Raw genomic sequence first — 25,620 nt, 5'->3', positions numbered from 1 at the left:
GCGGCGGTGGCTGGACCACGGCCGCCTGTCGTCGCACGCCTGTCGCTGACCAGCCCCCGCCCCCGTTCCGCCTCACCCCGGCAGGTCTCCCGTGTCCAGCACCGCCGTGCCCGCACCCACCCCGGCCGCCGGCGCGACCCCGCGTCGCGCCGCCGTCGCCAGCCTGGTCGGCACCACCATCGAGTGGTACGACTTCTACCTCTACGCCACGGCCGCCGCGCTGGTGTTCGCGCCGCTGTTCTTCACCGACGTGAACCCCGCCGCCGGCGTGCTCGCCTCGTTCGCCACCTACGCGGCCGGGTTCGGCGCCCGGCCGATCGGTGCCGTCGTCGCCGGGCACCTGGGCGACCGGGTCGGGCGCCGCGCGGTGCTGGTCGGGTCGCTGGTCCTGATGGGCGCGGCGACCACTCTGATCGGGCTGCTGCCCACCTACCCGACGGCCGGGCTGCTCGCCCCGGTCCTGCTCGTCGTGCTGCGGCTGGTGCAGGGCCTCGCCGTCGGCGCGGAGTGGGCCGGGGCGGTGCTCATGGCCGTCGAGCACGCCTCGGGCCCGGAGCACGAGCGGCGCCGCGGGTTCTTCGGCAGCTTCCCGCAGATCGGCTCCGCGGCCGGGATGCTGCTCGCGTCCGGGGTCTACACCGGGGTGCTGGCCGTCGTCGGACGGGAGGCGTTCCTCGCGTGGGCGTGGCGGATCCCGTTCCTGCTGAGCATCGTGCTCGTCGTGGTGGGGCTCGCGATCCGGCTGCGCCTGGCCGACCCGGCCGTGTTCACCGAGGCCCGCGACTCCGGGCGCCTCGCCCGCCGCCCGGTGCTGGAGGTGCTGCGCACCGACTGGCGCACCGTGCTGCTTACCATCGGGTCGCGGATCGCGCAGAACGCGCTCTACATCCTGGCGACGACGTTCGCGCTGACCTACCTCGCGCAGGGCACCACCGCGTCGGAGACCGCCGGGCTCACCGCCGTCATCGTCGCCTCGGCGGTCGGGCTGGTCTCGACGCCGCTGTGGGCGGTGCTGTCGGACCGGATCGGCCGCCGGCCGGTCTACCTGGTCGGCGCGATCGGGGCGCCGCTGTTCCTCGGGGTGTTCTTCCTGCTGCTCGACACCGGCTCCACCCTGCTGGTCGTCGTCGGCATGGTCGTGCTGGTCAACCTGTTCCACGACGCGATGTACGGCCCGCAGGCCGCCTGGTACGGCGAGCTGTTCGACACCCGGGTCCGCTACAGCGGCGCGTCGCTGGGCTACCAGGTCGGCTCCGTCGTCGCCGGGACGACCCCGCTGGTCGCGACGGCCCTGCTCTACGCCGCCGACGGGCGGCCCTGGCTGATCTGGGGGTACTTCGGGGTGCTGTTCGCGATCTGCATCGCGTCCACCGTGCTGCTGCCCGAGACCCACCGCGGTGGGCTGCGCGGCGCAGGGGAGAAGGTGTCGGCATGACCGGCCGCATCCTGCTCAACGCCTTCGACATGGCCTGCGTGGGCCACCAGTCCGCCGGGCTGTGGCGCCACCCGTCGGACGAGGGGCACCGCTACACCGACCCCGACCACTGGACCGACCTGGCCCGGATGCTCGAGGACGGAGGCTTCGACGCGCTGTTCCTCGCCGACGTCCTGGGTGTCTACGACGTCTACGGAGGCTCCCGCGACGCCGCCGTCCGGGCCGCCGCGCAGGTCCCGCTCGCGGACCCGCTGCTGCTCGTCCCGGCGATGGCCGCGGCCACCTCGCGGCTCGGGTTCGGGGTGACCGTGTCGGTCGCCTACGAGCACCCCTACGCGCTGGCCCGCAGGCTCACCACGCTCGACCACCTCACCCGCGGGCGCGTCGCGTGGAACGTCGTCACCTCCTACCTGGACTCCGCCGCGCGCAACCTCGGCCGCTCCGGGCAGATCCCGCACGACGAGCGCTACGAGCTCGCCGAGGAGTTCCTGGAGGTCTGCTACAAGCTGTGGGAGGGCTCCTGGGCCGACGACGCCGTGGTCCGCGACGCCGACCGCGGCGTGTTCACCGAGCCGGACCGGGTCCGCGACATCGGCCACCACGGTCGCTGGTTCGACGTGCCCGGGCCGTTCCTGTGCGAGCCGTCGCCGCAGCGGACCCCGGTCATCTTCCAGGCCGGCGCGTCGCCGCGCGGGGCGCGCTTCGCCGGTACCCACGCCGAGGCCGTGTTCGTCTCGGGGCCCTCGCCGGCCGTCGTGCGCCGCTCGGTCGACGCCGTGCGCGCCGAGGCGGAGCGGGCCGGGCGGGACCCGCGCTCGGTGAAGATCTTCGGGATGCTCACCGCGATCGCCGGACGGACCGACGACGCCGCGCACGCCACCCTCACCGAGTACCTGCAGCTCACCGACCCGGCCGCGGCGCTCGCGCTGTTCGGCGGCTGGTCCGGCGTCGACCTGTCCGGGGCGTCGCCGGAGCAGAGGCTGGAGTACGTGCAGACCGAATCGACCCGCTCGGCCCTGGCCTCGTTCACCGGACCGGACCGCGACTGGACGGTCGGCGAGCTCGCCGAGTTCATCACCGTCGGCGGACGCGGGCCGGTCGTGGTCGGGTCCGGCGCGACGGTCGCCGACGAGCTGGAACGCTGGGCCGACGAGGCCGACCTCGACGGGTTCAACCTCGCCTACGCCGTCACTCCCGGGACGATGCGCGACGTCGTGACCCACGTCGTCCCCGAGCTGCGCCGCCGCGGCCGGGTCCCGGCCGCGCCCGACGCGGGCGGCCCCACCCTGCGCGAGCGCTACGACACCGGCGACGGCGCCCGCCTCGCCAAGGACCACCCGGGGGCCGCACACCGCGCCCTGTGACCGCGCGCTGACGGCGCCGCTGCCGACGGTGCGCGCTGCGACGGTGACCGGCGTCCGATGCCGGCGGGTCCGGTGGCCGCCGGGACGGACGGCCCCGCGGTGGTCGCCGGGAGCGGAGTGCCGGGTGGAGCCCCCCGGCCCCACTCCCGGCGATCGTGGGCCGGGCGGACACCCGCGCCGCGCGCGATCGCCCGCCCGCCCGCGTCCCCGTCCGGGTGGAGGTCCGCCACGGAGGCGTGACGACCCGCGCCGGACCGGTCGCGCCGTGATCACCTCGGCCGACGGAGGTGCCGATCGGGGGGTGCGGGCATGACGCGGTGGACGGGCGGCCGGGCGGCGCTGCTGGCGGTCGCGACGGCGGTCGGGGTGGTGTTGCCGATCGCCGGGAACGCCTCGGCCGCGCCGGCGGCCCCCGGCGCGGCGGAACCGGTCGCGATGTCCGGCACCGTCCCCGGTGCCGATGCGTCCGGTGCCGATGCGTCCGGTGCCGATGCGTCCGGTGCCGATGCGTACGGTGCCGATGCGTCCGGTGCCGATGCGTACGGTGCCGATGCGTACGGTGCCGATGCGTACGGTGCCGATGCGTACGGTGCCGATGCGTACGGTGCCGATGCGTACGGTGCCGATGCGTACGGTGCCGATGCGTACGGTGCCGATGCGTACGGTGCCGATGCGTACGGTGCCGATGCGTACGGTGCCGATGCGTACGGTGCCGATGCGTACGGTGCCGATGCGTACGGTGCCGATGCGTACGGTGCCGATGCGCCGGGTACCGACGTGGCCGGGGCGGCCGCACCCGGTGCGGTGGTCCCCGGAACTGCCGGTTCCGCCCCGGCGGCGCCCGCGATCACCCATCGCGAGGAGCGGGTCGACACCCCGGCCGGGCCGGTGACCGTCGACGTCGTCGTCGCCGACCTGAACCGCGCCGGGCTGCGCCCCGCCCTGCTCACCGGGGCCACCGTGGGCGAGCGGTCCTCGGTGCCCTCGCACGCCCAGCGCGGCGGGGCGGCGGCCGCGGTCAACGGCGACTTCTTCGACCTGGCCCGCAGCAACGCCCCGGCCGGACCGTCGGTCCGCGACGGCCGCGCACTGACCTCCGCCGTCCCGCCCGGGCGGCGGCTCGCCCCGGCCGTCCCCGGCGCCGAGCAGGGCGACGTGCTCGCCTTCGCCGACGACGGCACCCCGCGCCTGGACCGGCTCACCCTCGACGCCGCCGCGCCCGGGCCGGGCGGCCGCATCCGGATCGACACCCTCAACGCCTACGCCGTGCCCGTCGGCGGGGTCGGGCTGTTCACCCCCGACTGGTCCGGGGACCGGGCCGCGGCGTTGTGCGGCAGCGACACCGACCGCGACGCGCCGTGCGCCCCGGACCGGGTCGAGGTCGTCGTCCGCGACGGCGCGGTCGCCGCGGTCGGGCCGCCCGGGGGCGGGCCGATCCCCGCCGGGGAGCAGGTCCTCGCCGGTCGCGACCAGGGCGCCGCCGCGCTGCGCGGGCTCGCCGTCGGCGACCGGGTGACCGTGCGCACCGCGCTGACCGCGGCGTCCGGGTCGGTGCCGCGCACCGCCGTCGGCGGGTCGCCGATCCTGCGCGACGGGGCACCCGTCGCCGGGCTGGACGCCCGCTCGCGCGATCCGCGCAGCGCCGCCGGGTACACCGCGGCGGGCCGGTTGATCCTGCTCACCGCCGACGGGCGCGAGTCCACCTCGGTCGGCATCACCCTGGCCGAGACCGCCGAGCAGCTGCGCCGGGCCGGAGCCGTGGCCGGCGTGAACCTCGACGGCGGTGGCTCCTCGACGATGGTGTTCCGCGGGCAGGTCGTGAACAGCCCCTCCGAGGACGCCTACCGGCTGGTGCCCAACGCGCTCGGCGTCGTCGAGAACTGAGCGCCCGGGTCGCGGGCGACCGTCACCCCGAGCATCGCGAACAGCTGGTCCACCAGCCAGTCCCGCAGCTCGGCGTGGGCGGGCACGCGCCCGGCCTCCAGCCACACCAGCACCGAGCCCTCGACCAGCGCGACCCAGCCGCGCAGCGTCATCAGCTGCAGCGGGGTCGGGTCGGGCACCCCGCCGCGCACGCAGAGCAGGTCCACGATGTGGTCGCGCACCCCGTCGACCATCGCGTCGGTCTCCCCGGTGGAGACGACCGAGCCGCTGCGCAGCAGCGCCACGTAGGCCCGCGAGTGCCGGCCGACGACATCGAGGAACACGTCCAGCGCGTCGGCCAGCTGGGCGTCGAGCGGGCCGTCGGTGGGCAGCGCGACCCGGTCGATCAGCTCGTCGGCGACGCTGCCCAGCGCCGCGACGTGCAGCTCCTCCATCCCGGAGAAGTAGCGGTAGAACAGCGCCCGGGACACGTCCGCGGCCCGCGTGACGTCCTCGACCGCCACCTCCTCGGGTGACCGCGCGCCGTAGAGGTCCAGCGCCGCGGACACCAGCTGGGCGCGGCGGGCCTCGGGCGTCATGCGCCGGGGGGAACGTGCCGGAGAGGTCATCACCGACGAGGGTACGGACCCCACGCCTCAGCGCCCGAGATCGACGACGATCGACCCGCCCTGCGCCCGCCCCACGCACAGCGCGGTCAGCCCCGGCCCGGCCGGGTCGCCCACGGTGGTGCCCTCCACCAGCCGCACGTGGCAGGTGCCGCAGAATCCCTGCCGGCAGGAGTAGGGCACGTCCGGGCGCAGGGCGCGCACGGCGTCGAGCGCGGTCCGGTCGGCCGGGACCGCCACCTCCGGGCCGCCGGCGATCCGCACGGTGAACGGGCGGCCGTCGCGGATGGGGGGCGGGGAGAAGCGCTCGGAGTGGAACCGCTGCCCGGCCGGCAGCGCCCGGCGCAGCGCCTCGATCATCGGCGGCGGCCCGCAGCAGTAGACCGCGGCGGCCGGGTCGACCCCGGCGAGCAGCTCGGCCGCGGCCGGGACCCCGGCGGCGTCGTCGGGGCGGCGGTGCACCCGGTCCGGCGCGAGCGCGGCCAGGGCGCCCGACAGCGGCATCGAGCCCAGGTCACGGCCGGTGTGCACCAGCCGCCACGGCACCCCGGCGGCGTGCGCGGCCCGCACCATCGGCGCGATCGGGGTGATCCCGATGCCGCCGGCCACGAACAGGTACGACGGCGCCGCGGCGAGCGGGAACGCGTTGCGCGGGCCGTGCAGCCGCAGCCGCACCCCCGGCCGCAGCGCGTGCACCTCCCGCGATCCGGTCCCGCCGGGGACCGCACGCACCGCGATCCGGTAGTGCGACCGGTCGGCCGGGTCCCCGCACAGCGAGTACTGGCGCAGCGCCCCCGACGGCAGCTCGACGTCGACGTGCGCGCCCGGCCGCCAGCCCGGCAGCGGTCCGCCGCCGGGCGGCACCAGGTCCAGCTCGGCGACGTCGGCGCACGGGCGGCGCACCGCGCGCACCTCGACGGCCAGGGTCCGGTCGACCTCGGCGACCGGACGGCTCCGCCGCGCCCCGGCCGTCGCGAGTCCCTGGGTGAGGGCGGTGAGCACCGCGAGCGCGCTGGCGCCCCGGTTCGGGTGCGGCGGCGGCGCGGTGGCACCCGCGCCGGGCAGCCGCGCGGGGCTCACGCCGCGCTCCCGGCGGACCCGTTGCCCGGGGCGGGGTCGCCACCGTGCCCGGCCTCGGCGGCGCGGGCCGCGGGGGAGACCGCGAGGTAGGCGACCGCGGCGTCGGTGTCGCCGTGGGCGGCCGGGTGGAACCGGGGGCCCAGGTAGGTCAGCACGGCGCGCAGGAACAGCCACGGGCCGGGCACCAGTCCGCGTCGCGAGGCGCGCAGGTAGTCGCGCAGCCGGGCGCGGCGCTGCGGGGTGCCGCGCAGGTGCGGGTCGCGGGCGCACAGGTGCCGGGTGCCGTCCACCCACAGCTTCGCCAGCGCGGGACCGGCCACCACCATCGCGCGGATCCGGCGCAGCCACCGGCCGTCGAGGTGGGTGAACAGGTCGTGCGCGACGTTGCGGTGCTCGACCTCCTCGGCCCCGTGCCAGCGCAGCATGTCCAGCATGTGCGGGTCGGCACCGGCCGCGTCGAGCTCGGGGGTGTCGAGGATCCAGCTGCCGAGCACCGCGGTGAAGTGCTCGATCGCCGCGATCAGGCCGACCCGCTCGACCAGCCAGGCCCGGGCGGCGTCGCCGGTCAGCCCGCGGTCGCCGAGCAGCTCGTTGAAGATCCACTCGACCTGCTCGACGAACCGGGTCACGTCCACCCCGGCCTCGACCAGGTGGTCGAGTGCACCCTGGTGAGACGTGGCGTGCACGGCCTCCTGCCCGATGAAGCCGCGCACGTCCTCGGCCAGCGCCTCGTCGCGCACCATCGGCAGCGCCCGGGAGAACACCTCGACGAACCAGCGCTCACCCTCGGGCAGCAGCAGGTGCAGCACGTCGATCAGGTGCGAGGCGAACGGCTCACCGGGGATCCAGTCGGTGCGCAGCTCGGTGAAGTCGAAGCGGACGTCGCGGGCCGCGAGTGCGATCCGGTCCTCGGTCGGGTCGGTCATCGTGGACGCTCCTCTCGGGCTCAGCGGGTCCCGTCGACGCGGGCGGGCGCGCGGACGAGGGCGGGGGACAGGCGGGAGGCCAGCAGGCCGACGTGCGCCTCGGCGGTGACCGGGGCGATCGGCAGGTCCCGCTCGACCGCACGCACCAGGCGGGCGGCGACGCGCTGCGGGGTGTACCCGCGACGGGTGTAGGCGGCCGCGGCGGCGCGGCGACGGGCGTCCTGGGTGGTGTCGTCGGTGCCGGCGAAGCGGGTGGCACCGGTGATCGGGGTGTCGACGAACCCGGGGCACAGCGCGGTGACCCCGACCCCGGCGCGGCCCAGCTCGGCGCGCAGGCACTGCGACAGCATCAGCACCGCGGCCTTGGTCGTCGCGTAGGCGGGCAGCGAGCGCGACGGCAGGTAGGCCGCGGCCGAGGCGGTGTTGACGATCGTCCCGCCCTCGCCGTGCCCGGCCAGCAGCGCCCCGAAGTGCCGGCAGCCGTGCACGACGCCCCACAGGTTGACGTCGACGATGCGACGCCACTCCTCGGCGCTGGTGTCGGCGAACGACCCGGCGACGGCGATCCCGGCGTTGTTCACGACCAGGTCCGGCACGCCGTGCTCGGCGGCGACCCGCTCGGCGAGCGCGGCGACGGCGGCCTCGTCGGCCACGTCGAGCACCGCGGGGAACGCCCGGCCGGGCCCGTGCCGGCGGGTGACCAGGTCGACGGTCTGCGCGGCGCCGTCCTCGGAGACGTCGGCCACGACCACCCGCCCGCCCAGGTCGGCGACCCGGCGGGCGACCTCACGGCCGATCCCGCTGCCCGCGCCGGTGACGACGGACAGCGAGCCCTCCCAGCGCGTCGCGGTGTCCGGCCGTCCGCCGCTGCGGACCAGCGCGGCCCCGCGGCTGCGGGCCCGGGCGAGCGCGGGTGCGGGGTCGGACCCGGTGCGCTCGGCGACGAACTCGCGCACGCAGCGCGCGAGGACCCCCGCCCGGTGGCGCACCACCCAGTGCCCGCCCGGCAGGTACCGCACCCGCAGGTCGGGCGCGAACTCCGCGGCGCTGGTCGCGAGCGCGGGGGTGACGTAGGCGTCGGCACGGGGGGCCAGGACCTGCACCGGGACGTCGGTGCGCCGCGGGCGCGGGCGGCCCAGGCGGCGGGGGAGGTTGCGGCGGTAGAGCTCCAGGCCGTTGACGGCGTCGCGGACCGCGGGCCGCGGGATCCGCTCGGTGCGTGCGACCACCCCGCCGAGCAGCCCGCTGCGGATCAACAGCTCGGGCAGCACCGGCAGCCGGAAGGCCAGCGTGTACCAGGAGTGCAGCGCCTGGGCGAGCACCGGGCGCAGGTCACGGGGCCTGCGCCGGCGCAGGAACAGCGCGACGTGGTCCAGGCACGGGCCGGAGACCGAGGTGAAGGAGGCGACCCGCCCGTCCATCGCCGAGGGCAGCCCGTCCTCGCCGGTCACCGCGTGCCAGGTCTGGATGGCGCCCCAGTCGTGGGCGAGCAGGTGCACCGGCGCACCGGGGGAGACGGCGTCGCAGACGCTGCGCAGGTCGGCGGCGAGCAGCTCCAGGTCGTAGCCGGCCGGGGAGCCGGGAGCGGCCGAGCCGCCGTGCCCGCGCACGTCGTAGGTGACGACGTGGTGGTCGGCCGCCAGGTCGGCGGCGACGCGGTCCCACACGTGCCGGTCGTCGGGATAGCCGTGCACCGCCACGACGGTCGGCCCCGACGGGTCGCCCCGTTCCTCGACGACGAGCTCCAGGCCGTCCGTGGTCAGGACGGTCCGGGTGCGGCCCGCGGACTCCACCTCGTTGTGAGACACGACGTCATCGTAGAAAACCTGTCAACAAGACGCCACCCCGGACCGTCACCGCGTCGGGCCACGCCCTCGCCGCCCCCGCCGGGACGCCGGTCGCCCGGTCCCCGCGTCCCGTGACCCGGGCGTCGTCGGGCCGCGGGCGGGGTAGGTTCTCCACGGCCGTCCCCGCACCACGATCCGAGGTCCCCGCGTGTCCACCGCTCCGCCCACCTGGTTCACCGACGCACTCGCCGAGAAGGCCGAGCCCGGCGTCGTCGCGAGCGACGGCGTCGAGATCCGCTTCCGCAGCTGGGGTGCTCCGGGCGGGCCCGGCGTGCTGCTGGTGCACGGTGGCGCCGCGCACTCGCACTGGTGGGACCACGTGGCGCCGCTGCTGGTCGAGGGCACCCGCCGGGTCGTGGCGGTCGACCTGTCGGGGCACGGCGACTCCGGGCGGGCACCCTCCTACGACCTGGTCCGCTGGGCGACCGAGCTGCGTGCGGTGATCGCCGCGTCCGGGCTCGGGCCGCGCCCCACCCTGATCGGGCACAGCCTGGGCGGGTTCGTCACGCTCACCGCCGCGCTGCGCTACGGCGAGGAGCTGGCGGGGGCCGTCGCCGTCGACTCCCCGGTCCGCGACCGCTCCCCGGAGGAGCGGGCGGCCCGGGAGCGGCGCGCCTTCGGGCCGGCGAAGGTCCACCCCGGCCGCGACGCCCTCGTCGCCCGCTTCCGCACGATCCCCGAGCAGGCCGGGGACCTGCCCTGGGTGCACCGGCACATCGCCGAGCACAGCGTGCGCGCCGTCGACGGCGGCTGGAGCTGGAAGTTCGACCCCGCCATCTTCGGTGGGATCTCGCTGACCCCCGGCGACCTCGGGCGGCCCGGATGCCGGATCGCGTTGTTCCGGGCCGAGCACGGCCTGGTCCCGGCCGACATGGGGGAGATGGTCGTCGACCGGATGGGGCGGGCCGCCCCGGTCGTCGAGATCCCCGGCGCCGGGCACCACGTGATGATCGACCAGCCGCTGGCCCTGGTGACCGCGCTGCGCACGTTGCTCGCGGACTGGGAGCACTCGGTTCCGGTGGTGGCCCCGGCCGTCTAGGGTCGGCGCCATGACAGAGCAGTCAGAACTGACCGCTTCCGAGCAGGACGTGCTCGTCGAGCGCCGTGACGGCGTCCTGCTGATCACGATCAACCGCCCGCGGGCCAAGAACGCCCTGAACGAGAGCGTGGCGCACGCCGTGGCCGCGGCCGTCGACGAGCTCGACGCGGACCCGGACCTGCGGGTCGGCGTGCTCACCGGTGCGGGTGGGGTGTTCTCGGCCGGGATGGACCTGAAGGCGTTCCTGCGCGGCGAGCGTCCGTCGCTGCCCGGTCGCGGGCTCTGCGGCATCACCCAGCGCCCGCCGGTCACCCCGATGATCGCCGCCGTGGAGGGCTGGGCGCTCGCCGGCGGGTTCGAGATCATGCTTGCCTGCGACCTCGTCGTCGCGGGGCGGGGTGCCCGGTTCGGCGTGCCGGAGGTCAAGCGCTCCCTGGTCGCGGCCGCGGGGGGCGCGCTGGAGCTGGCGAACCGGGTGCCCCGGGCGCTCGCGCTGGAGATGCTGCTGACCGGCGACCCGATCGACGCCGCGCGTGCCGAGGCCGCCGGCCTGGTGAACCGGGTCGTCGACGACGGCGGCGCGCGGGACGCGGCGCTCGAGCTCGCCGGGCGGATCGCGGCGAACGGCCCGCTCGGGCTGGCCGCGTCGAAGCGGATCGTGCGGGAGAGCCCGGACTGGGGTGCCGACCGCTGGGAGCGCCACGACGCCGTCGTCGGCCCGGTGCTGACCTCGGAGGACGCCCGCGAGGGTGCCACCGCCTTCGCCGAGAAGCGCGACCCGGTCTGGCGCGGCCGCTAGGGAGTGTCTCTTAACTCTGCCAATCGGGACTGCGGGATGATCATCGGGTGTTGCGTCGTGTGGTCCTGACCGATGCCCAGTGGGCCAGGCTCGAGCCGTTGTTGCCCTCGTCGGACGGGATGCCGGGGCGCCCGTTCGCCGATCACCGTCGGGTGGTCGAGGGGATTATCTACCGGTTCCGGTGCGGAGTGGCTTGGCGCGATGTCCCGGTCGAGTTCGGGCCATGGCAGACGCTGTGGAAACGCCACCGCCGCTATGCAGGTGACGGCACCTGGGATCACGTTCTCGCAGCTCTGCTGGCCGATGCCGACTCCGCCGGTCTGGTGGACTGGGCGGTCAGCGTCGACTCGTCGATCATCCGCGCCCACCAGCACGCCGCGACTCTCAGGCGCGACACAGGGGGCCGGATCGAACTACAAGAATCTGCGCGTCGAGCCGCCCGATCACGCCTTGGGCCGCTCTCGCGGCGGGCTGACCACGAAGATCCACCAGCTCGTTGACGGACACGGCCGCCCGCTGGTCGTGCTCGTCGGTCCCGGCCAGGCCGGTGACGCCCCGATGTTCCTGCACCTGATGAGTCACCTGCGTATCGACCGGGTCGGTGCGGGCCGGGCGCGGACCCGCCCCGAGCGGGTCCGCGGCGACAAGGCCTACTCCTCACGCGCGATCCGCCGGCACCTGCGCGAACGGCGGATCGTCGCGGTCATCCCGGAACCGGCTGACCAGCAGGGACACCGGAAACGCCGCGGCTCCCGCGGCGGTCGGCCACCGATGTTCGACCGGGTCGACTACCGCGGCCGCAACGTCGTCGAACGCGGGTTCTGCGAGGTCAAGCAGTGGCGCGGCCTGGCGACCCGCTACGACAAACTCGCCGTGACCTACCGCGGCGGGGTCGTCCTGAAGACCATCGTGACCTGGCTACGCGCGTTAGGAGACACGCCCTAGCCGACGAACGCCTCCCAGATCAGGAACGCGTTCAGCCCGACCACGACCGCGGCCGCCGCGGCCGTGGTCGCCCGGTGGTTGACCAGCTCGCCCATCACGTCGCGGCGTGCGGTCAGCCACACCAGCGGGACCAGCGCGAACGGGATGCCGAACGACAGCACCACCTGGGACAGCACCAGTGCCTGCGTCGGGTCGATCCCGGCGCCCAGCACGACCAGCGCCGGGGCGAGGGTGAGCAGCCGGCGCAGCAGCAGCGGGATCCGCCGCCGCAGGAACCCGGCCATGATGACCTGCCCGGCGTAGGTCCCGACGCCCGAGGAGGCGAGCAGCGCGATCGCGAATCCGTACGCGGCGACGGCGTCGAGCTCGCTGCCGAGCCCGGCGAAGATCCCCTCCAGGGTGTCGGTGCCCGGCACGTCGGTGCCCGCGAACAGGGCCGCGGCCACGACCAGCATCGACAGGTTCACCAGCCCGGCGACGCCCATGCCGAGCGCGATGTCGGTGCGCCCGACCCGCAGCAGGAACCGGGTGTCCTCCGGGCTGCGGGCGACCAGCCGCCGCTGGGTGAGCGCGGAGTGCAGGTAGATCACGTGCGGCATGACGGTCGCGCCGAGGATGCCGGTGGCCAGCACCAGCGACCCGACGCCGTCGAACCCCGGGACCAGGCCGGCGGCCAGCGCGGGCCCGTCGACGTCGGTGCGTGCCACCGTCGACACCAGCCCGACCAGGATGATCGCGAGCAGGAACACGATGGCCCGCTCGAACGGCCGGTGCCCGCGCGACTGCAGCCCCAGCAGCACGAACGCGATCACGCCGGTGATCACACCGCCGGTGAACAGCGGGATGCCGAACAGCAGGTGCAGCGCGACGGCGCCACCGATCACCTCGGCCAGGTCGGTCGCGATCGCGACCAGCTCGGCCTGGGCCCACATGAACCGGTTCCGCCACGGCGTGAGGTGTTCGCGGCACAGCTCGGGAAGGCTCCTCCCGGTCGCCAGCCCGAGCTTGGCCGAGAGCGACTGGATGAGCATCGCCATCAGGTTCGCGACGGCGATCACCCAGACCAGCAGGTAGCCGTAGCCGGCACCGGCGGAGAAGTTCGTCGCGAAGTTGCCGGGGTCGACGTAGGCGACCGCGGCGACGAACGCCGGCCCGAGGACGGCGAGCCGGCCGCGCCAGCCGCGCCGGCGCAGCTGCTCCACGCTGACCGGTTCGGCCGGTGCGGTGGTGCCCGTGCCCGTCATGTGCGCCCCCGTGGTGGTGAGGTCCGACGAAGACGCAGTGTAGGCGCGGCTAACTCCCGGCGTACAGAGCCGCAACGGTGCGGGCCGCACAGCTCACAGGTAGCGGTGCATCACGTGCAGGCCGGTCGTCGACCCGTCGGGCAGGGTGAACGCGTCGGGCACCGTGCCGACGGTGGCGAAGCCCAGCGAGTGCCACAGCGCGACCGCACGGGTGTTCGTCTGCACGACGGCGTTGAACTGCATCGCGGAGTACCCGTCGGCGCGGGCGAGGGCCAGCACGTGCTCGCCGAGTGCGCGGCCGGTCCCGCGGCCGGCCCCGCCCGCGTCGACGGCGAAGCTCGCGGTCGCGACGTGCGAGCCGGGCCCGGCCTGGTTGGGCCCGGTCTTGGCGGTCCCGACGACCCTCCCGTCCCGGACCGCCACGACGACCCGGGCCGGCGGCGGGAGCATCCACATGCGGGTGATCCAGGCGTCGTCGGCGTCGGGCGGGACGGTGTAGGTGCGGCCGTCGGCGAAGATCGGGCGGAGCACGTCGAGGACGGCGGGGAGGTCGTCGCGGGTCGCGGCGCGGATGTGCACGCGCTCAGGGTAGATAGAGGTCGCGGGGGCCCGTGTCGAGTGCCTCGACGTCGCCGCCGGTGTGGGCGGCCAGCCAGTCGGCGAAGGCCGCGGTCGCACCCTCCTCGACGGCGACGGTCAGCGTCACGTCCGCGCCGTGGGTCACCTCGCACAACCGGTAGGGGGAGTGGCGCAGGTCGTGCTCCAGGCGCCCGGCGCGGTCGTGGCCCAGCGCGAGCAGCAGCGCGCGGTGCCGGACCCGGCGCAGCTCGCCGACGGAGTCGAGGGTCTCGGCGAGCGCGCCGGAGTAGGCGCGGACCAGGCCGCCCGCGCCGAGCTTCGTCCCGCCGAACCAGCGCGACACCACCGCGACGACGTCGGTGAGCCCGCGACGGGTGAGTACCTCCAGCATCGGCACGCCCGCGGTGCCGGACGGCTCGCCGTCGTCGGCGGAGCGGGCGGTGAGGTCCCCGGTGCGGGGGTCGCCGACGCGCAGCGCGGTGCAGTGGTGGGTGGCGTCCGGTCCGGCGCGCCGGACCCGGTCGATCACGGCCTGGGCGGCCGCGACGTCGGGGACCCTGGCCACGGTGCAGCGGAAGCGCGACCGGGAGATCGCGATCTCGTGCTCCCCGTCGCGGGCGATCACCCGCACGGCGCGACCGGCCTCACACCGTGACCGTGCTCGCGATCGGCGGCGCGTCGGGATCGATTCAGTGCATCCTGGTCGGGTCCGGTGACGAGGCCGTCCGCCTCACCCGGCGGGCTCCCTCGTCCCCCACCGGCGGTGCCACCGCCGTACGAGAAGGGAACCCCATCCATGAGCGACACCCTCCGCGTCCTGCGTTCCGGCCTGACCCGCGTGGCGCGCCGGATCGACGACTACACCCTCGCGGCGTTCAACCCGGTCTACCCGACCCCCGCCGGCCGCGAGCGCTGAGGGCACTCCCGGCCGGCGTGGTCCGGGTCAGTCCTGCTCGTCGGTCGCCGGCGGGGCCAGCTTCAGCGGCCGCAGGTACACCCACAGCACGAACAGCGCCCCGATGACCAGCATGCCGATGCCGGTGTCGAGGTTCAGGTTCGTGCCGCCGGTCTTGGCGAGGTTCTCCGGGTCGTTCCCCGACACGATGCCCATGATCAGCAGCACGATGCCGTAGACCCCGAACAGCAGGGCGATCACCGACCGCAGGTCGAACAGGTTGGCCGCGGTCGTCGAGACCGGGGCGTCGGCCCCGGCGCGGTCGCCGGGGGTGTGGTCAGCACTCTTCGAGCTCATCGCAGGTCTCCGCTCAGCCGAACGCGATGTAGAGGACGACGGTCATCGCGAGCACCAGCGCACCGAGCACGCCCGGGCTGCGGTACCAGCCCGCGTCGTCACCGTCGGTGGAATGGGTGCGGGCCTCCTTGGGCGTGAGGCTCCAGGTCAGGCCGACCAGCTCGGCGTCCGGCTTCGGGGTGCTCACCAGCGAGACCCCCGCCGAGACTCCGACGCCGACGACGAACGCCGCGATGGCGCCGACGAAGCTGCCCGCCTGGCTGGACATCGACCAGACCTCGGTACGCACCAGGACGTCGACGAGCACCGCCGCGGCGGTACCGGAGAGCAGGCCGATCCAGGCCGACGGCCCGGTCATCCGCTTCCAGAACAGACCCAGGATGAAGATCGCGAACAGCGGTGCGTTGAAGAAGCTGAACAGCGACTGGATGTAGTCCATCAGGTTCGCCGAGCCGGACGCGATGAACGCGGTGCCGATGGCGAGCACGCAGCCGATGATCGTGACCATCCGGCCGACGCCCAGGTAGTAGCGGTCGGCCCGGCCCGGGCGCACCCAGTCCTGCCAGATGTCGTAGGTGAACACGGTGTTGAACGAGCTGATGTTGGCCGCCATGCCCGCCATGAACGCGGCCAGCAGGCCGGCGATCGCGACGCCGAGGATCCCGTTGGGCAGGACCTCCTTCATCAGCAGCGACAGCGCGTTGTTGTAGGTGATGCCCTCGACGGCGTCGGCACCACCGGACTTCACCGCGGCGATCTGCGGGACGAGGATCCCGGCGATCATGCCCGGGGTCACGATGACCAGCACGACCAGCGCCTTCGGGAACGCGCCGATGATCGGGGTGCGCCGCGCGGCGGACATCGACTTGGCCGACAGGGCGCGCTGGACCTCGGCGAAGTTCGTCGTCCAGTAGCCGAAGGACAGCACGAAACCGAGACCGAACACGATGCCCAGCACCGACAGGAACGGGTTCGCGATCTCGGTGAGCGGGGTGCCGGGCCAGGCGTTCAGGTCCGCACCGCCGCTCGGCCCCTCGGTGACCGCGCGGGTCAGGCCGTCCCAGCCGCCGACCCGGTTCAGCCCGGCGACGGTGAGCGGGATGAGCAGCGCGAGGATCACGAAGAACTGCAGCACCTCGGTGTAGATGGCCGCGGACAGCCCGCCGAGGGAGATGTAGCCCAGCACGACGACCGCGGCGACCGGGATCGCCAGGTACAGCGACCACCCCAGCAGCGCCTCCAGGACCAGGCCCAGGGAGAACAGGTTGACCCCGGCGATCAGGATCGAGGCGACCGCGAAGATCACCGCCTGCACCCGCTGGGTGGTCTTGTTGAACCGCTTGAGCAGGAACTCCGGGACGCTGCGGGCCTTGGAGCCGTAGTAGAACGGCATCATCACGATGCCCAGGAACACCATGGCCGGGATCGCGCCCAGCCAGTAGTAGTGCACCGTCGGGATGCCGAACTGGGCCCCGTTGGCGACCATGCCGATCAGCTCGATCGCGCCCAGGTTGGCCGAGATGAACGCCAGGCCGGTGATCCACGCCGGCATCGACCGGCCGGAGAGCAGGAAGTCGAGGCTGGAGGACACCGAGCGGCGCGCCGCGAACCCGATGCCGAGCACCAGTACGAAGTAGAACGCGACCAGCAGGTAGTCGACCAGGTTGGGGTTGAGGCGCAGGACCTCCTGGGCGGTCATGCCGCATCCCTCCGGGAGGTTCCCGGGGCCCGCCGGGCCGTCTCTCGATGTTCCATCTCGGAAAGCTCCTCGCCGTCGAGTGCGTGTGTATCGCCGGTCCGCGGGCCGGTGGTGCACGACGGCACCGGTGCGCCACGACACGGTGCGCGGACCAACGCACAAGCTAGACCGGACTCGATCAGAAGTGAACACTTTCGCTCGAATTCGAGGCCGCTCGGTGACCTCGGCCGCGGACCGTCGTGGCTCCGACACGCACGGTCGACCCTTGCCGCACGTTCGGTTGTGTTGCATTCTGTGTGGGTGACGTCCCGACGGTGTCCGGCCCGGACACGATGAGCCTGCTCGCCGAGCAGCGGCGCGAGGTGATCGTGGAGCAGGTCCGCACCCGCGGCGCGGTACGGGTGTCCGAGCTGGCCGACCATCTCGGCGTGTCGGAGATGACCGTGCGCCGCGACCTCGACGTGCTGGCCCGGCGCCGCCTGGTGGACAAGGTGCACGGCGGGGCGACGGCCGTCGGCGAGCACACCACCTCCGAGCCCGGGTTCGCCGCGAAGTCGGTGTGCGAGCTGGAGGAGAAGGACACCATCGCCGCCGCGGCCGCCGAGCTGGTGACCCCCGGGGCCGCGATCGGGCTGTCCGCGGGCACGACGACCTGGCGGCTCGCGCGGCTGCTCGCCGCGGTGCCGAGGCTGACCGTGGTGACGAACTCCGTCGCCGTCGCCGACGCGTTCCACACCGGTGGCGCGGACGCCCGCGGGACCACGGTCATCCTCACCGGCGGGGTGCGGACGCCGTCGGAGGCGCTGGTCGGCCCGGTCGCGATCGCCGCGCTGCGCTCGCTGAACCTGGAGACGGTGTTCCTGGGGGTGCACGGCATGAGCGCCGCCGCCGGGTTCTCCACCCCGAACCTGACCGAACGCGACACGAACCGGGCACTGGTCGACGCCGGCCGGCAGCTGGTCGTCGTCGCCGACCACACGAAGTGGGGCACCGTCGGGATCTCGACGATCGCCGAGCTGTCCGAGGCCGACGTGCTGGTCACCGACTCCGGTCTGGTCGACGCCGACCGTGCGGTCCTCGAGGGCGAGGTCGACCGCGTGATCATCGCTCGCCCCGGAAGGTGACGGACGTGCAGAAGGTGCAGAAGCTGACCACCCGGATGGCCGACGGACGGGAGATCGTCTGGTTCGACGGCCCGGAGCACGCGCCGCGCGATCCCGCGGCGCTCGTCGACCACCGGGACCTGCCGCGGGTCGTCCCGGCCTCCCAGCTGCGCTACGACGCGCTGGCCGGCGAGTGGGTCACGATCGCGGCGCACCGCCAGGACCGGACCTACAAGCCGCCGGCCGACCAGTGCCCGCTGTGCCCCAGCCGCGACGGCCGCCACACCGAGGTCCCGAGCCCGGAGTACGGCGTCGTGGCCTTCGAGAACCGGTTCCCCTCCTTCGGGTCGGCACCCGGGGCACCGCTGCCGGAGCCGGGCCCGGTGCCGCAGGCCGCGTCGGGCCGGTGCGTGGTCGTCTGCTTCACCGACGACCACGACACGCCGTTCTCCCGGCTCACCCCCGAGCGGGCACGCCTGGTGCTGGAGGCGTGGGCCGACCGCACCGCCGAGCTCGGTGCGCGGCCCGGGGTCCGCTACGTGTTCCCGTTCGAGAACCGGGGCGCCGAGATCGGGGTGACGTTGTCGCACCCGCACGGCCAGATCTACGCCTACCCCTACGTCCCGCCGTTCCCGCAGCGGATGCTCGCCCACGTCGCGGCCCACCGGGAGGCCACGGGGGAGAACCTGTTCGACACGCAGCTGGCCGCCGAGCGGGCGTCCGGGGAGCGGGTCGTCGTCGCCGGGGAGCACTGGACGGTGTTCGTGCCGCAGGCGGCGCGCTGGCCGGTCGAGGTGCACCTGTACCCGCACCGGCCCACGCCGGACCTGCCCGCCCTCGACGAGGCCCAGCGTGCCGAGTTCGCGACCCTCTACCTGGACGTGCTGCGCCGCCTCGACGCCCTCTACGACGACGAGCTGCCCTACGTCGCGGGCTGGAACCAGGCCCCGGTGCGCGAGAGCGACGGCCGTGCCGACGCCCGGCTGCACCTGCGCCTGCACTCGATCCGCCGGGCCCCCGGGAAGATCAAGTATCTGGCCGGGTCGGAGTCCGGCGCGGGCGCGTTCATCTCCGACGTGCTGCCCGAGGCGGTCGCGGAACGGCTCCGTTCGCTGTAGGTGTGTGCGGGTGGAACCCGATCTCCCCCTCGTCGACCGTCCCGCCGTCGAGCTGGCCGCGCTCGTCGCGTCCGGCGAGCTGTCCGCGCGCGAGCTCACCACGGCCTGCCTGGAGCGCATCGACGCGGTGAACGGCCGGGTCAACGCCGTCGTCACCCTCGACGCCGAGGGCGCGCTGGCCGCCGCGGCCGCCGCCGACGACCGGCTGGTCCGCTCCGGGCCGGACGGCCCGCTGCACGGCCTGCCCGCCCTGCACAAGGACACCCACCTCACCGCCGGGATGCGCACCACCCACGGGTCGCCGCTGATGGCCCGCCACGTCCCGCGCACCGACGACCTGGTGGTGGCCAGGATGGCCGCGGCCGGGGCGATCCGGCTCGGCAAGACCAACACCCCCGAGTGGGCGGCCGGCTCGCACACGACGAACCCGGTGTTCGGGGCGACCCACAACCCCTACCGGCCCGGGCGCACCGCGGGCGGGTCCTCCGGGGGTGCCGCGGCCGCGCTGGTCTGCGGGATGGCACCGCTGGCCGAGGGCAGCGACATGGGCGGGTCGCTGCGCAACCCGGCGTCGCTGTGCAACGTGGTCGGGCTGCGGCCGACGCCGGGGCGGGTGCCGTCGCACCCGGCGCCGCTGTCGCGCCAGGTGCTGTCGGTGCAGGGGCCGATGGGGCGCACCGTCGCCGACGTCGCGCTGCTGCTGTCGGTGCTGGCCGGTCCGGACCCGCGGGCGCCGTTGTCGCTGGACGGCCCGTTCGTCGCGCCCCGTGCCGACCCCGACCCGGGCGACCTGCGTGTCGCCTGGGCCCCCGACCTCGGTGGGCGGATCCCGGTCGACCCCGGCCCGGCCGCGGTGCTGGCCGAGGTCCCCAGGGTGTTCACCGGGGCGATGGGCGCCGAGGTGACCGCGGACTGCCCGGATCTCGACGAGGCCGACGACGTGTTCACCACGCTGCGCGCCTGGCAGTTCCTGACCGGGCTGGGTCCGGTCGTCGACACACACCCGGACCGGGTCAAGGCGACGATCCGGGAGAACGTCGACGCCGGACGCCGGCTGACCGTCGCCGACCTGACCCGGGCGCACCTGGCCCAGGCCCGGCTGCACGAGGTCGTCACCGAGTTCTTCACCCGCTACGACGTGCTGGCCTGCCCGGCCGTGCAGGTCGAGCCGTTCCCCGTGGAGCAGGAGTACCCGCAGACCGTCGCCGGGGTCGCGCAGCCCGACTACCTCGGGTGGATGCGGTCGGCGACGCTGATCAGCGCCACCGGCTGCCCGGCGGTCTCGGTGCCCGCCGGGTTCACCGCGGCCGGGTCACCGGTCGGTCTGCAGCTGGTCGCCGCCCCGCGGGCCGAGACCCGGCTGCTGGAGGTCGCGGCCGCGTTCGAGACCGCGACCGGACACGGGCGGGTCCGCCCCTGACGTGCGTCGAGGCCGGGCCCCTCCCCAGGGGCACCGGCCTCGGACGTCGGTGGTGCGGCGGGTCAGACCCGGACCGCGTTGTGGAACGGCATCGCGTCGATGTCGGAGTACTTGACCGGCTCGCCGCTGGTCGAGGCGTGCAGCACCTTGCCGTTGCCGGCGTAGATGCCGACGTGGCTGACCGGGGAGTAGAAGAACACCATGTCGCCGGGCTTGAGCTGGCTCTTCGAGACCGGGGTGCCGTCCATCTGGGACTGCGCGCTGGAGGTGCGCGGCAGGTCGACGCCGATCTGCTCGAACGCCCAGACCATCAGGCCGGAGCAGTCGAACGCGCTCGGGCCGGTGGCGCCCCACTTGTACGGCTTGCCGAGCTGCTGCTTGGCCTGCGCGAGTGCCTGGGCGCCGTCGGAGGAGCCGCCGGTCAGGCCACCGACGATGTCGCCGAGACCGCCGCCGCCGCCGTCGCCGTCGCCGTCGTCCCCGCCGCCGTCGCGGGCCGCCGCCGCGGCCTTCGCCCGGGCCTCGGCCGACTTCGCGGCGGCCTCCTTCTGGGCGACGGCGGCGATCCGGGCCGCGTCGGCCTTCTCGAAGGCCTGCGGGACCGACGCGGTGACGTGCTCGAAGCCGCTGGTCAGGGTGGAGGCGGCGTCGCTGGTCCCGGTGCCGCCGTGCTCGGAGCCCGCGGCCGGGACCGACAGCCTCATCGTGGCCTGGTCGGCCGCGCCGGCCAGGTCCATGTCCGCGGTGGTCTCCGGGGACTGCTCCGGCGAGCTGAGCGTCGTCACGACCCCCATCACCGCGGTGGCGCCGACGAGCGTCGCCGACATGGTCGCGACGACGGTGCGCGGGTGCCTACCGAGCGGGCCGGTGTCCGAGCCGCCGCGCAGCAGGCCGATCGCGGTCCGCGAGGTGACACCGGCGGGGGTGTCCGGTGCGTCGCGGGTGACGACCGTGTCGGTGTCGGTGTCGGAGCCGCCGGGCGTCACGGCGAGGCCGGTGGCGGGGGTGTCGATGCGCTCGAGGTCCGGGCCCGCGGCGTCGGCACGGCGGGCCCGGCGGCCACCGGTCGCCGGAGCGTCGAAACCGGCCTCGGAGTAGCGGGCCAGGAGCTCGGCGGCGGAGATGCCGGCGCCGGCGTCACGGTCCCGGCGACGCCGGGGGACGTCGTTGCCGGGGGTATGCAGTTCGGGGGTGAGTGCAGTGGTCATTCAGGGGTCCTCGCCGCCCCGGACCCGCCCCGGTCCTCGTGACCGGACACGGCTCCGCCCGCTGCGTGCTGGGTGGGCGCCAGGGGGAGTGTCGGCCAGCGGGGAGCAGGCGACCGACCAGGCGCACCAGCCGACATCACGTCGACCAGCCGAGGGGACCGTAACCGGTCCGTGACACGGACACCGAACAGGATCGCCGGGTGTGCGGCGAACGGCCGGTATGGAGCGATCCGCGCACCGAGGCCGCGTCCAACGGTGGGCACGGTGCGCCATTCGGGTCGTACGGTCGTTCTGCTGCGCCGAACGGTGGGAACGGCCCGGGTCGACGGTGCGGACCGTCACCGGGAATGCCCCGGACGGACCAGCCCGTCACGAACCCGACAGGCCGGTCGGCCGGCGGTCTGCGACACCTCCTCGCGTCACTGCGCCGGGAGGGTGTCGGTGCCGTGGCGGACGGAGCAGCGCGGCACGGGCGTCCCGTGCCTGGCGAGCGCGGGTACCGGGCGCTCTGCAACGATCCGGACGGGCACGGGCCGGCGCCGGTCCCCGTGCCCGGTGCGGGGGCCGTGAGGTCGGCCGCACCCGGTGAACCGGGGGCCGGTGCCCGGCGTAGGTACCCGGGGGACGTCCGGCACCGGGCGGCCCCGGAGACCGACCACCGGACCCAGCACCCCAGGAGGTCACAGCAGTGCCGGACCGAGCAGGCAGCCCCGTCTGGGTGGGCGAGCTCGAGCACCACCGTGGGCACGGCGCCGGGCACGGCACCGGAGACCTCGTCGTCCCGCCCCGGTTCGGCTCGGCCCGGCTGCTGGTCACCGACGGCGGCGTCCCGGTCGGCCAGGCCGACGTCGCGCTGCACGGGGGGCGGGCGCGTGCCGAGGACCTCGTCCGGGCCGCCGCGGCGGTCGCCGGGCGGGAGCCACCCGCCGAGCCCGCGGTGTCGGCCGAGCCGCTGACGGTCGTCGTCGCGACGCGGGGACGACCGGAGAGCGTCCGCCGCTGCCTGGCCGCGGTGCTGGCCGGCGACCACCCGGACGTGACCGTGCTCGTCGTCGACAACGACCCGCCCGACGAGCGCACCCGCCAGGTCGTCCGTGACTGCGCCGACCCACGGGTCCGCTACGTGCGCGAACCCCGGCGCGGGGTCTCGGTCGGGCGCAACCGGGGCCTCGCCGAGGCCCGTACCGCGGTCGTCGCGTTCACCGACGACGACACCGAGCCCGACCCGCGGTGGGCGTCGCGGATCGCCGGGGCGTTCGCCGAGGACCCGGGGCTGACCGCACTGAGCGGGCCGGTGCTCGCCGCGCGTCTGGAGACCCCCGAGGAGCGGGCCGCCGACGTCGCGCTGGCCTGGAACAAGGGCTTCCTGCCCCGCCGGTTCCGGCTCGACGACCCACCCGCGGACTCCCCGGTGTTCCCGTTCTCCCCGGGGCTGTTCGGGATCGGCGCCAACCTGGCCGTGCGGGCCGAGTCGGTCCGTGTGCTCGGCGGGTTCGACGAGGCGCTGGGCCCGGGCCGGCCCACCCGTGGCGGCGAGGACATCGAGCTGCTGGTCCGGATCGTGCTCGACGGCGGCACCCTGGCCTACCTCCCCTCGGCCTGGGTGTGGCACCACCACCGGCCGTCGCCGGGGGAGCTGCGCGAGCAGATGGGCGGCTACGCGCTCGGGCTGGGCGCGTTCCTGGGCAAGGTGGCGCTGGACCCGCGGGCGCGCCGGCTGGCGGTGCGCCGGTTCCCGGCCGCGCTGGGGCGGCTGCGCGACATCGTGCGCCGCGAGTCCTCGGCTCCGCGGACCGGCACGGGGGCCCGGCCGGACCAGGTGCCCGCCCCGGCCGGCGGACCGGGAGCGTCCCGCACCCCCGTCGCGGTCCAGGAGTCCCCGCCGCCGCAGGACGTCGTGGCGCTCCCGAGCGGCGCGGGGGCGCGCAAGCTGCGGGGACTGGTGTCCGGTCCGGCGCTCTACCTGCAGGCCCGGCGGCAGGTGCAGGCCGAGGGCGGGACGGCGCCGCCGCTGACCGGCCGGGCCCGGCCGCTGCCCCGTCGCTGACCACGCCCCGGGGCCGGCCCCCGGGCGGTCGACCGGGCGCGGCCGCGCTGCGCTCCGGTGGGGGACCGGCGTCCCGGGTCAGGTGCCGGTCCACCGGGGCGCGTCGCCCTGCCCGAATCCGGCGACCGTCGTGCGGAAGTCCACCGAGCCGTACACCCGCTCGATCACCGCGGTGTCGTCGGCGCCGCGGTCGTCCAGGAGCCGCTTGGTGGCCCAGATCGTCAGCGGCGCGCCGGAGGTGAGCCGCCCGGCGAGCGTCTCCAGCCCGGCGTCGAGGTCGTCGACGACCGCGTGCAGGAACCCCGGTACGCGGGCGGCCTCCTCGGCGTCGAGCATCCGGGCGGTGAGCAGCAGGTCGGCGGTCAGTGGGCGGCCCAGGGCCTCGACCATCAGGTCCAGGGTCCGCGCGGACAGGCAGTTGCCCAGCGTCCTGGCGATCGGCACCCCGAACCGGGACCCGGGCGTCGCGATGCGCAGGTCGGTCGCGCAGGCGATGCCCAGCCCCCCGCCGACGCAGTACCCGGCCACCGCGGCCACGGTGGGCACACCGACGGCGCGGACCCGGTCGAGCACGGCGGTGACGCGGCGCTCGTAGGCCACCCCGTCGGCGCCGGAGGCGAACGCGCGGAACTGTCCGATGTCGGTCCCCGCCGCGAACGCCCGGTCGCCCTCGCCGCGCACGACGAGCGCCCGGACCGCGGGGTCGTCGTCGGCCCGGTCGCAGGCCGCGACCAGCCCCTCGTACATCTCCCAGGTCAGCGCGTTGCGCCGCTCGGGACGGCGGAAGGTCACGGTCAGGACGCCGGCCGCGAGCTCCGCGGTCACCTCCGGGCTCACGCGTGACCTCCGCGGACGGGGTCCGACAGCTCGGCGAGGACGTCGTCGGTCGCCGCGCCGAGCGGGGGCCCCGCGGTGTCCCGGCGGGCGGGGGTGCGGGAGAAGCGCATCGGCGACCCCAGCTGCCGGACCGGCGGCAGGGTCGGGTGCGCGGCGTCCCAGAAGAAGTCCCGCCCGGTGAGCAGCGGGTCGGTGAACACCTCGTCGTACCCGGCGATCGACGCGCACGGGACCCCGGCCGCGTCGAGCGCGGCGAGCACGTCGGAGGAGGGCAGGGTGGTCGTGACCGTCTCGATGCAGTCGATCAGCGCCACCCGGTTCGCCAGCCGCGAGCCGGGATCGGCGAAGCGCGGGTCGTGCTCCAGGCGTCCCAGCCCGAGCGCGGTGCACAGCGACGACCACAGCCGGGACGTGTTCGCACCGACCGTCACGTGCCCGTCCCGGGTGCGGACGGCCTGGTAGGGGGCGTAGCGCTGGTGGGCCGAGCCCTGCCGCCCCGGCACCTCGCCGTCGCCGAGGTACATGCCCGCCTCCCACACCGCGAGCGAGACACCCGACTCCAGCAGCGAGACGTCGACGTGCTGGCCGAGCCCGGAGCGGTCCCGCTCCCGCAGGGCGGCGGTCACCGCGAGCGCCACGTACAGCGCGGTGACCAGGTCGCAGACGGGGACGCCCACCTTGACCGGGTCGCCGTCGGGCTCCCCGGTGACGCTCATCAGTCCACTCGCGGCCTGCGCCATGATGTCGAGCCCCGGCCGGGTCGCGCCGGCTCCGTCACCACCCCAGCCCGAGGCCGAGGCGTACACGAGCTCGGGGCGGCGCTCCGCCAGCGCCGCGTACCCGAGCCCGAGCCGGTCCATCGCGCCCGGCCGCAGGTTCTCCACCACCACGTCGGCGCGGTCGGCCAGGGCGAGGAACGCGGCGCGGCCCCGCTCGTCCTTGAGGTCGAGCACGACGGACTCCTTGTTGCGGTTGAGCCGCAGGAACGGGGAGCTCTCGCCGTCGAGGAACGGTCCCGCGGACCGCGTCGGGTCACCGGTGCCCGGCGGCTCGATCTTCACCACCCGGGCCCCGAGGTCGGCGAGCTGCATCGTCGCGAACGGCGCGGCCATGAAGGCCCCCACCTCCAGGACGAGCACTCCGGTCAGCGGTGGGTCGGTCGGCATCGGCAGCCCTCCGGGTCGTCGGC

Annotated in this window: 21 protein-coding genes and 2 pseudogenes; 11 read left to right on the top strand and 12 right to left on the bottom strand. The window is 75.2% G+C overall.

Features of this window, described 5'->3' with window-relative positions; all coding sequences use genetic code 11:
* The first annotated feature begins 91 nt into the window (after positions 1-91).
* The 4 genes and pseudogenes from KPF47_RS22720 to KPF47_RS22705 all read left to right on the top strand — a co-directional run bounded on the left by KPF47_RS22720 (position 92) and on the right by KPF47_RS22705 (position 4,683).
* Positions 92-1,435 carry an MFS transporter gene (locus KPF47_RS22720; RefSeq protein ID WP_224390868.1) on the top strand — a complete coding sequence of 448 codons (1,344 nt, stop codon included), beginning with the start codon at positions 92-94 and terminating at the stop codon, positions 1,433-1,435.
* Entirely contained in the window at positions 1,432-2,799 is a 1,368-nt protein-coding gene (locus KPF47_RS22715) for an LLM class flavin-dependent oxidoreductase (protein WP_224390867.1), read from the top strand. The genes KPF47_RS22720 and KPF47_RS22715 overlap by 4 nt, the downstream gene beginning before the upstream one ends.
* A gap of 309 nt (positions 2,800-3,108) precedes the next feature.
* A pseudogene (locus KPF47_RS41035) lies at positions 3,109-3,339 on the top strand (pentapeptide repeat-containing protein); the annotation flags it as partial.
* A gap of 264 nt (positions 3,340-3,603) precedes the next feature.
* Positions 3,604-4,683: a phosphodiester glycosidase family protein gene (locus tag KPF47_RS22705; protein ID WP_224390926.1), complete on the top strand. Its 1,080-nt coding sequence runs from the start codon at positions 3,604-3,606 to the stop codon at positions 4,681-4,683.
* On the opposite strand, the gene KPF47_RS22700 is transcribed toward KPF47_RS22705, so the two are convergent.
* The 4 genes from KPF47_RS22700 to KPF47_RS22685 are packed head-to-tail and all read right to left on the bottom strand — an operon-like array spanning position 4,641 to position 9,102.
* Positions 4,641-5,261 carry a TetR/AcrR family transcriptional regulator gene (locus tag KPF47_RS22700; RefSeq protein ID WP_224390866.1) on the bottom strand — a complete coding sequence of 207 codons (621 nt, stop codon included), beginning with the start codon at positions 5,259-5,261 and terminating at the stop codon, positions 4,641-4,643. The two genes, KPF47_RS22705 and KPF47_RS22700, sit on opposite strands and share 43 nt — an antisense overlap.
* A 57-nt stretch (positions 5,262-5,318) precedes the next feature.
* Positions 5,319-6,368, bottom strand: coding sequence for a PDR/VanB family oxidoreductase (locus tag KPF47_RS22695; RefSeq protein WP_224390865.1), 1,050 nt, complete (start codon positions 6,366-6,368; stop codon positions 5,319-5,321).
* Positions 6,365-7,294 (bottom strand): metal-dependent hydrolase, encoded by a 930-nt coding sequence (locus tag KPF47_RS22690; RefSeq protein ID WP_224390864.1) that lies wholly within the window; start codon positions 7,292-7,294, stop codon positions 6,365-6,367. The genes KPF47_RS22695 and KPF47_RS22690 overlap by 4 nt, the downstream gene beginning before the upstream one ends.
* Positions 7,295-7,314: 20 nt before the next feature.
* Entirely contained in the window at positions 7,315-9,102 is a 1,788-nt protein-coding gene (locus KPF47_RS22685; RefSeq protein ID WP_224390863.1) for an SDR family oxidoreductase, read from the bottom strand.
* Positions 9,103-9,289: 187 nt separating this feature from the next.
* Between KPF47_RS22685 and KPF47_RS22680 the strand changes: the two genes are divergently transcribed.
* The 3 genes and pseudogenes from KPF47_RS22680 to KPF47_RS22670 all read left to right on the top strand — a co-directional run bounded on the left by KPF47_RS22680 (position 9,290) and on the right by KPF47_RS22670 (position 11,924).
* Positions 9,290-10,180, top strand: coding sequence for an alpha/beta fold hydrolase (locus tag KPF47_RS22680; protein WP_224390862.1), 891 nt, complete (start codon positions 9,290-9,292; stop codon positions 10,178-10,180).
* Between the two features lie 10 nt (positions 10,181-10,190).
* The gene (locus tag KPF47_RS22675; RefSeq protein ID WP_224390861.1) at positions 10,191-10,979 is read left to right on the top strand and encodes a crotonase/enoyl-CoA hydratase family protein; all 789 of its coding nucleotides are present in this window, start codon (positions 10,191-10,193) and stop codon (positions 10,977-10,979) included.
* 47 nt (positions 10,980-11,026) lie between these two features.
* A pseudogene (locus KPF47_RS22670) lies at positions 11,027-11,924 on the top strand (IS5 family transposase).
* Here KPF47_RS22670 and KPF47_RS22665 read toward each other — a convergent pair.
* From KPF47_RS22665 to KPF47_RS22645, 5 genes are all read right to left on the bottom strand, one after another.
* Positions 11,921-13,168, bottom strand: coding sequence for an Nramp family divalent metal transporter (locus KPF47_RS22665; protein ID WP_224390860.1), 1,248 nt, complete (start codon positions 13,166-13,168; stop codon positions 11,921-11,923). The pseudogene KPF47_RS22670 and the gene KPF47_RS22665 overlap by 4 nt on opposite strands.
* A 93-nt stretch (positions 13,169-13,261) precedes the next feature.
* On the bottom strand, positions 13,262-13,747 hold the full coding sequence (locus tag KPF47_RS22660) for a GNAT family N-acetyltransferase (RefSeq protein ID WP_224390859.1): 486 nt from the start codon (positions 13,745-13,747) through the stop codon (positions 13,262-13,264).
* A gap of 4 nt (positions 13,748-13,751) precedes the next feature.
* A complete protein-coding gene (locus tag KPF47_RS22655; RefSeq protein ID WP_224390858.1) occupies positions 13,752-14,378 on the bottom strand; it encodes a YigZ family protein in 627 nt (208 codons plus the stop codon).
* A 312-nt stretch (positions 14,379-14,690) separates the two neighbouring features.
* Positions 14,691-14,999, bottom strand: a complete 309-nt coding sequence (locus tag KPF47_RS22650; protein ID WP_224390857.1) for a hypothetical protein — start codon at positions 14,997-14,999, stop codon at positions 14,691-14,693.
* Positions 15,000-15,012: 13 nt separating this feature from the next.
* Positions 15,013-16,698, bottom strand: a complete 1,686-nt coding sequence (locus tag KPF47_RS22645; RefSeq protein ID WP_224390856.1) for a sodium:solute symporter family protein — start codon at positions 16,696-16,698, stop codon at positions 15,013-15,015.
* A gap of 332 nt (positions 16,699-17,030) precedes the next feature.
* On the opposite strand from KPF47_RS22645, the gene KPF47_RS22640 reads away from it, so the two are divergent.
* The 3 genes from KPF47_RS22640 to KPF47_RS22630 are packed head-to-tail and all read left to right on the top strand — an operon-like array spanning position 17,031 to position 20,339.
* A complete protein-coding gene (locus KPF47_RS22640; RefSeq protein WP_224390925.1) occupies positions 17,031-17,822 on the top strand; it encodes a DeoR/GlpR family DNA-binding transcription regulator in 792 nt (263 codons plus the stop codon).
* Between the two features lie 14 nt (positions 17,823-17,836).
* Positions 17,837-18,919 carry a galactose-1-phosphate uridylyltransferase gene (galT, locus tag KPF47_RS22635; protein WP_224390924.1) on the top strand — a complete coding sequence of 361 codons (1,083 nt, stop codon included), beginning with the start codon at positions 17,837-17,839 and terminating at the stop codon, positions 18,917-18,919.
* Between the two features lie 10 nt (positions 18,920-18,929).
* Positions 18,930-20,339, top strand: a complete 1,410-nt coding sequence (locus tag KPF47_RS22630; RefSeq protein WP_224390855.1) for an amidase — start codon at positions 18,930-18,932, stop codon at positions 20,337-20,339.
* 62 nt (positions 20,340-20,401) lie between these two features.
* Here the strand turns inward: KPF47_RS22630 and KPF47_RS22625 are convergent, their stop codons facing one another.
* A complete protein-coding gene (locus tag KPF47_RS22625; protein ID WP_224390854.1) occupies positions 20,402-21,547 on the bottom strand; it encodes a C40 family peptidase in 1,146 nt (381 codons plus the stop codon).
* A gap of 718 nt (positions 21,548-22,265) precedes the next feature.
* On the opposite strand from KPF47_RS22625, the gene KPF47_RS22620 reads away from it, so the two are divergent.
* The gene (locus KPF47_RS22620) at positions 22,266-23,594 is read left to right on the top strand and encodes a glycosyltransferase family 2 protein (RefSeq protein ID WP_224390853.1); all 1,329 of its coding nucleotides are present in this window, start codon (positions 22,266-22,268) and stop codon (positions 23,592-23,594) included.
* A 78-nt stretch (positions 23,595-23,672) separates the two neighbouring features.
* Here the strand turns inward: KPF47_RS22620 and KPF47_RS22615 are convergent, their stop codons facing one another.
* On the bottom strand, positions 23,673-24,431 hold the full coding sequence (locus KPF47_RS22615; RefSeq protein ID WP_224390852.1) for an enoyl-CoA hydratase: 759 nt from the start codon (positions 24,429-24,431) through the stop codon (positions 23,673-23,675).
* Positions 24,428-25,597: a CaiB/BaiF CoA-transferase family protein gene (locus KPF47_RS22610; protein ID WP_224390851.1), complete on the bottom strand. Its 1,170-nt coding sequence runs from the start codon at positions 25,595-25,597 to the stop codon at positions 24,428-24,430. The genes KPF47_RS22615 and KPF47_RS22610 overlap by 4 nt, the downstream gene beginning before the upstream one ends.
* Positions 25,598-25,620 lie beyond the last annotated feature (23 nt).

Source organism: Pseudonocardia sp. ICBG1293 (assembly GCF_020131355.1).
Lineage (GTDB): Bacteria > Actinomycetota > Actinomycetes > Mycobacteriales > Pseudonocardiaceae > Pseudonocardia.
The sequence above is the reverse complement of the archived record's forward strand: the minus strand, read 5'-3'. Positions and strand labels throughout refer to the sequence as shown.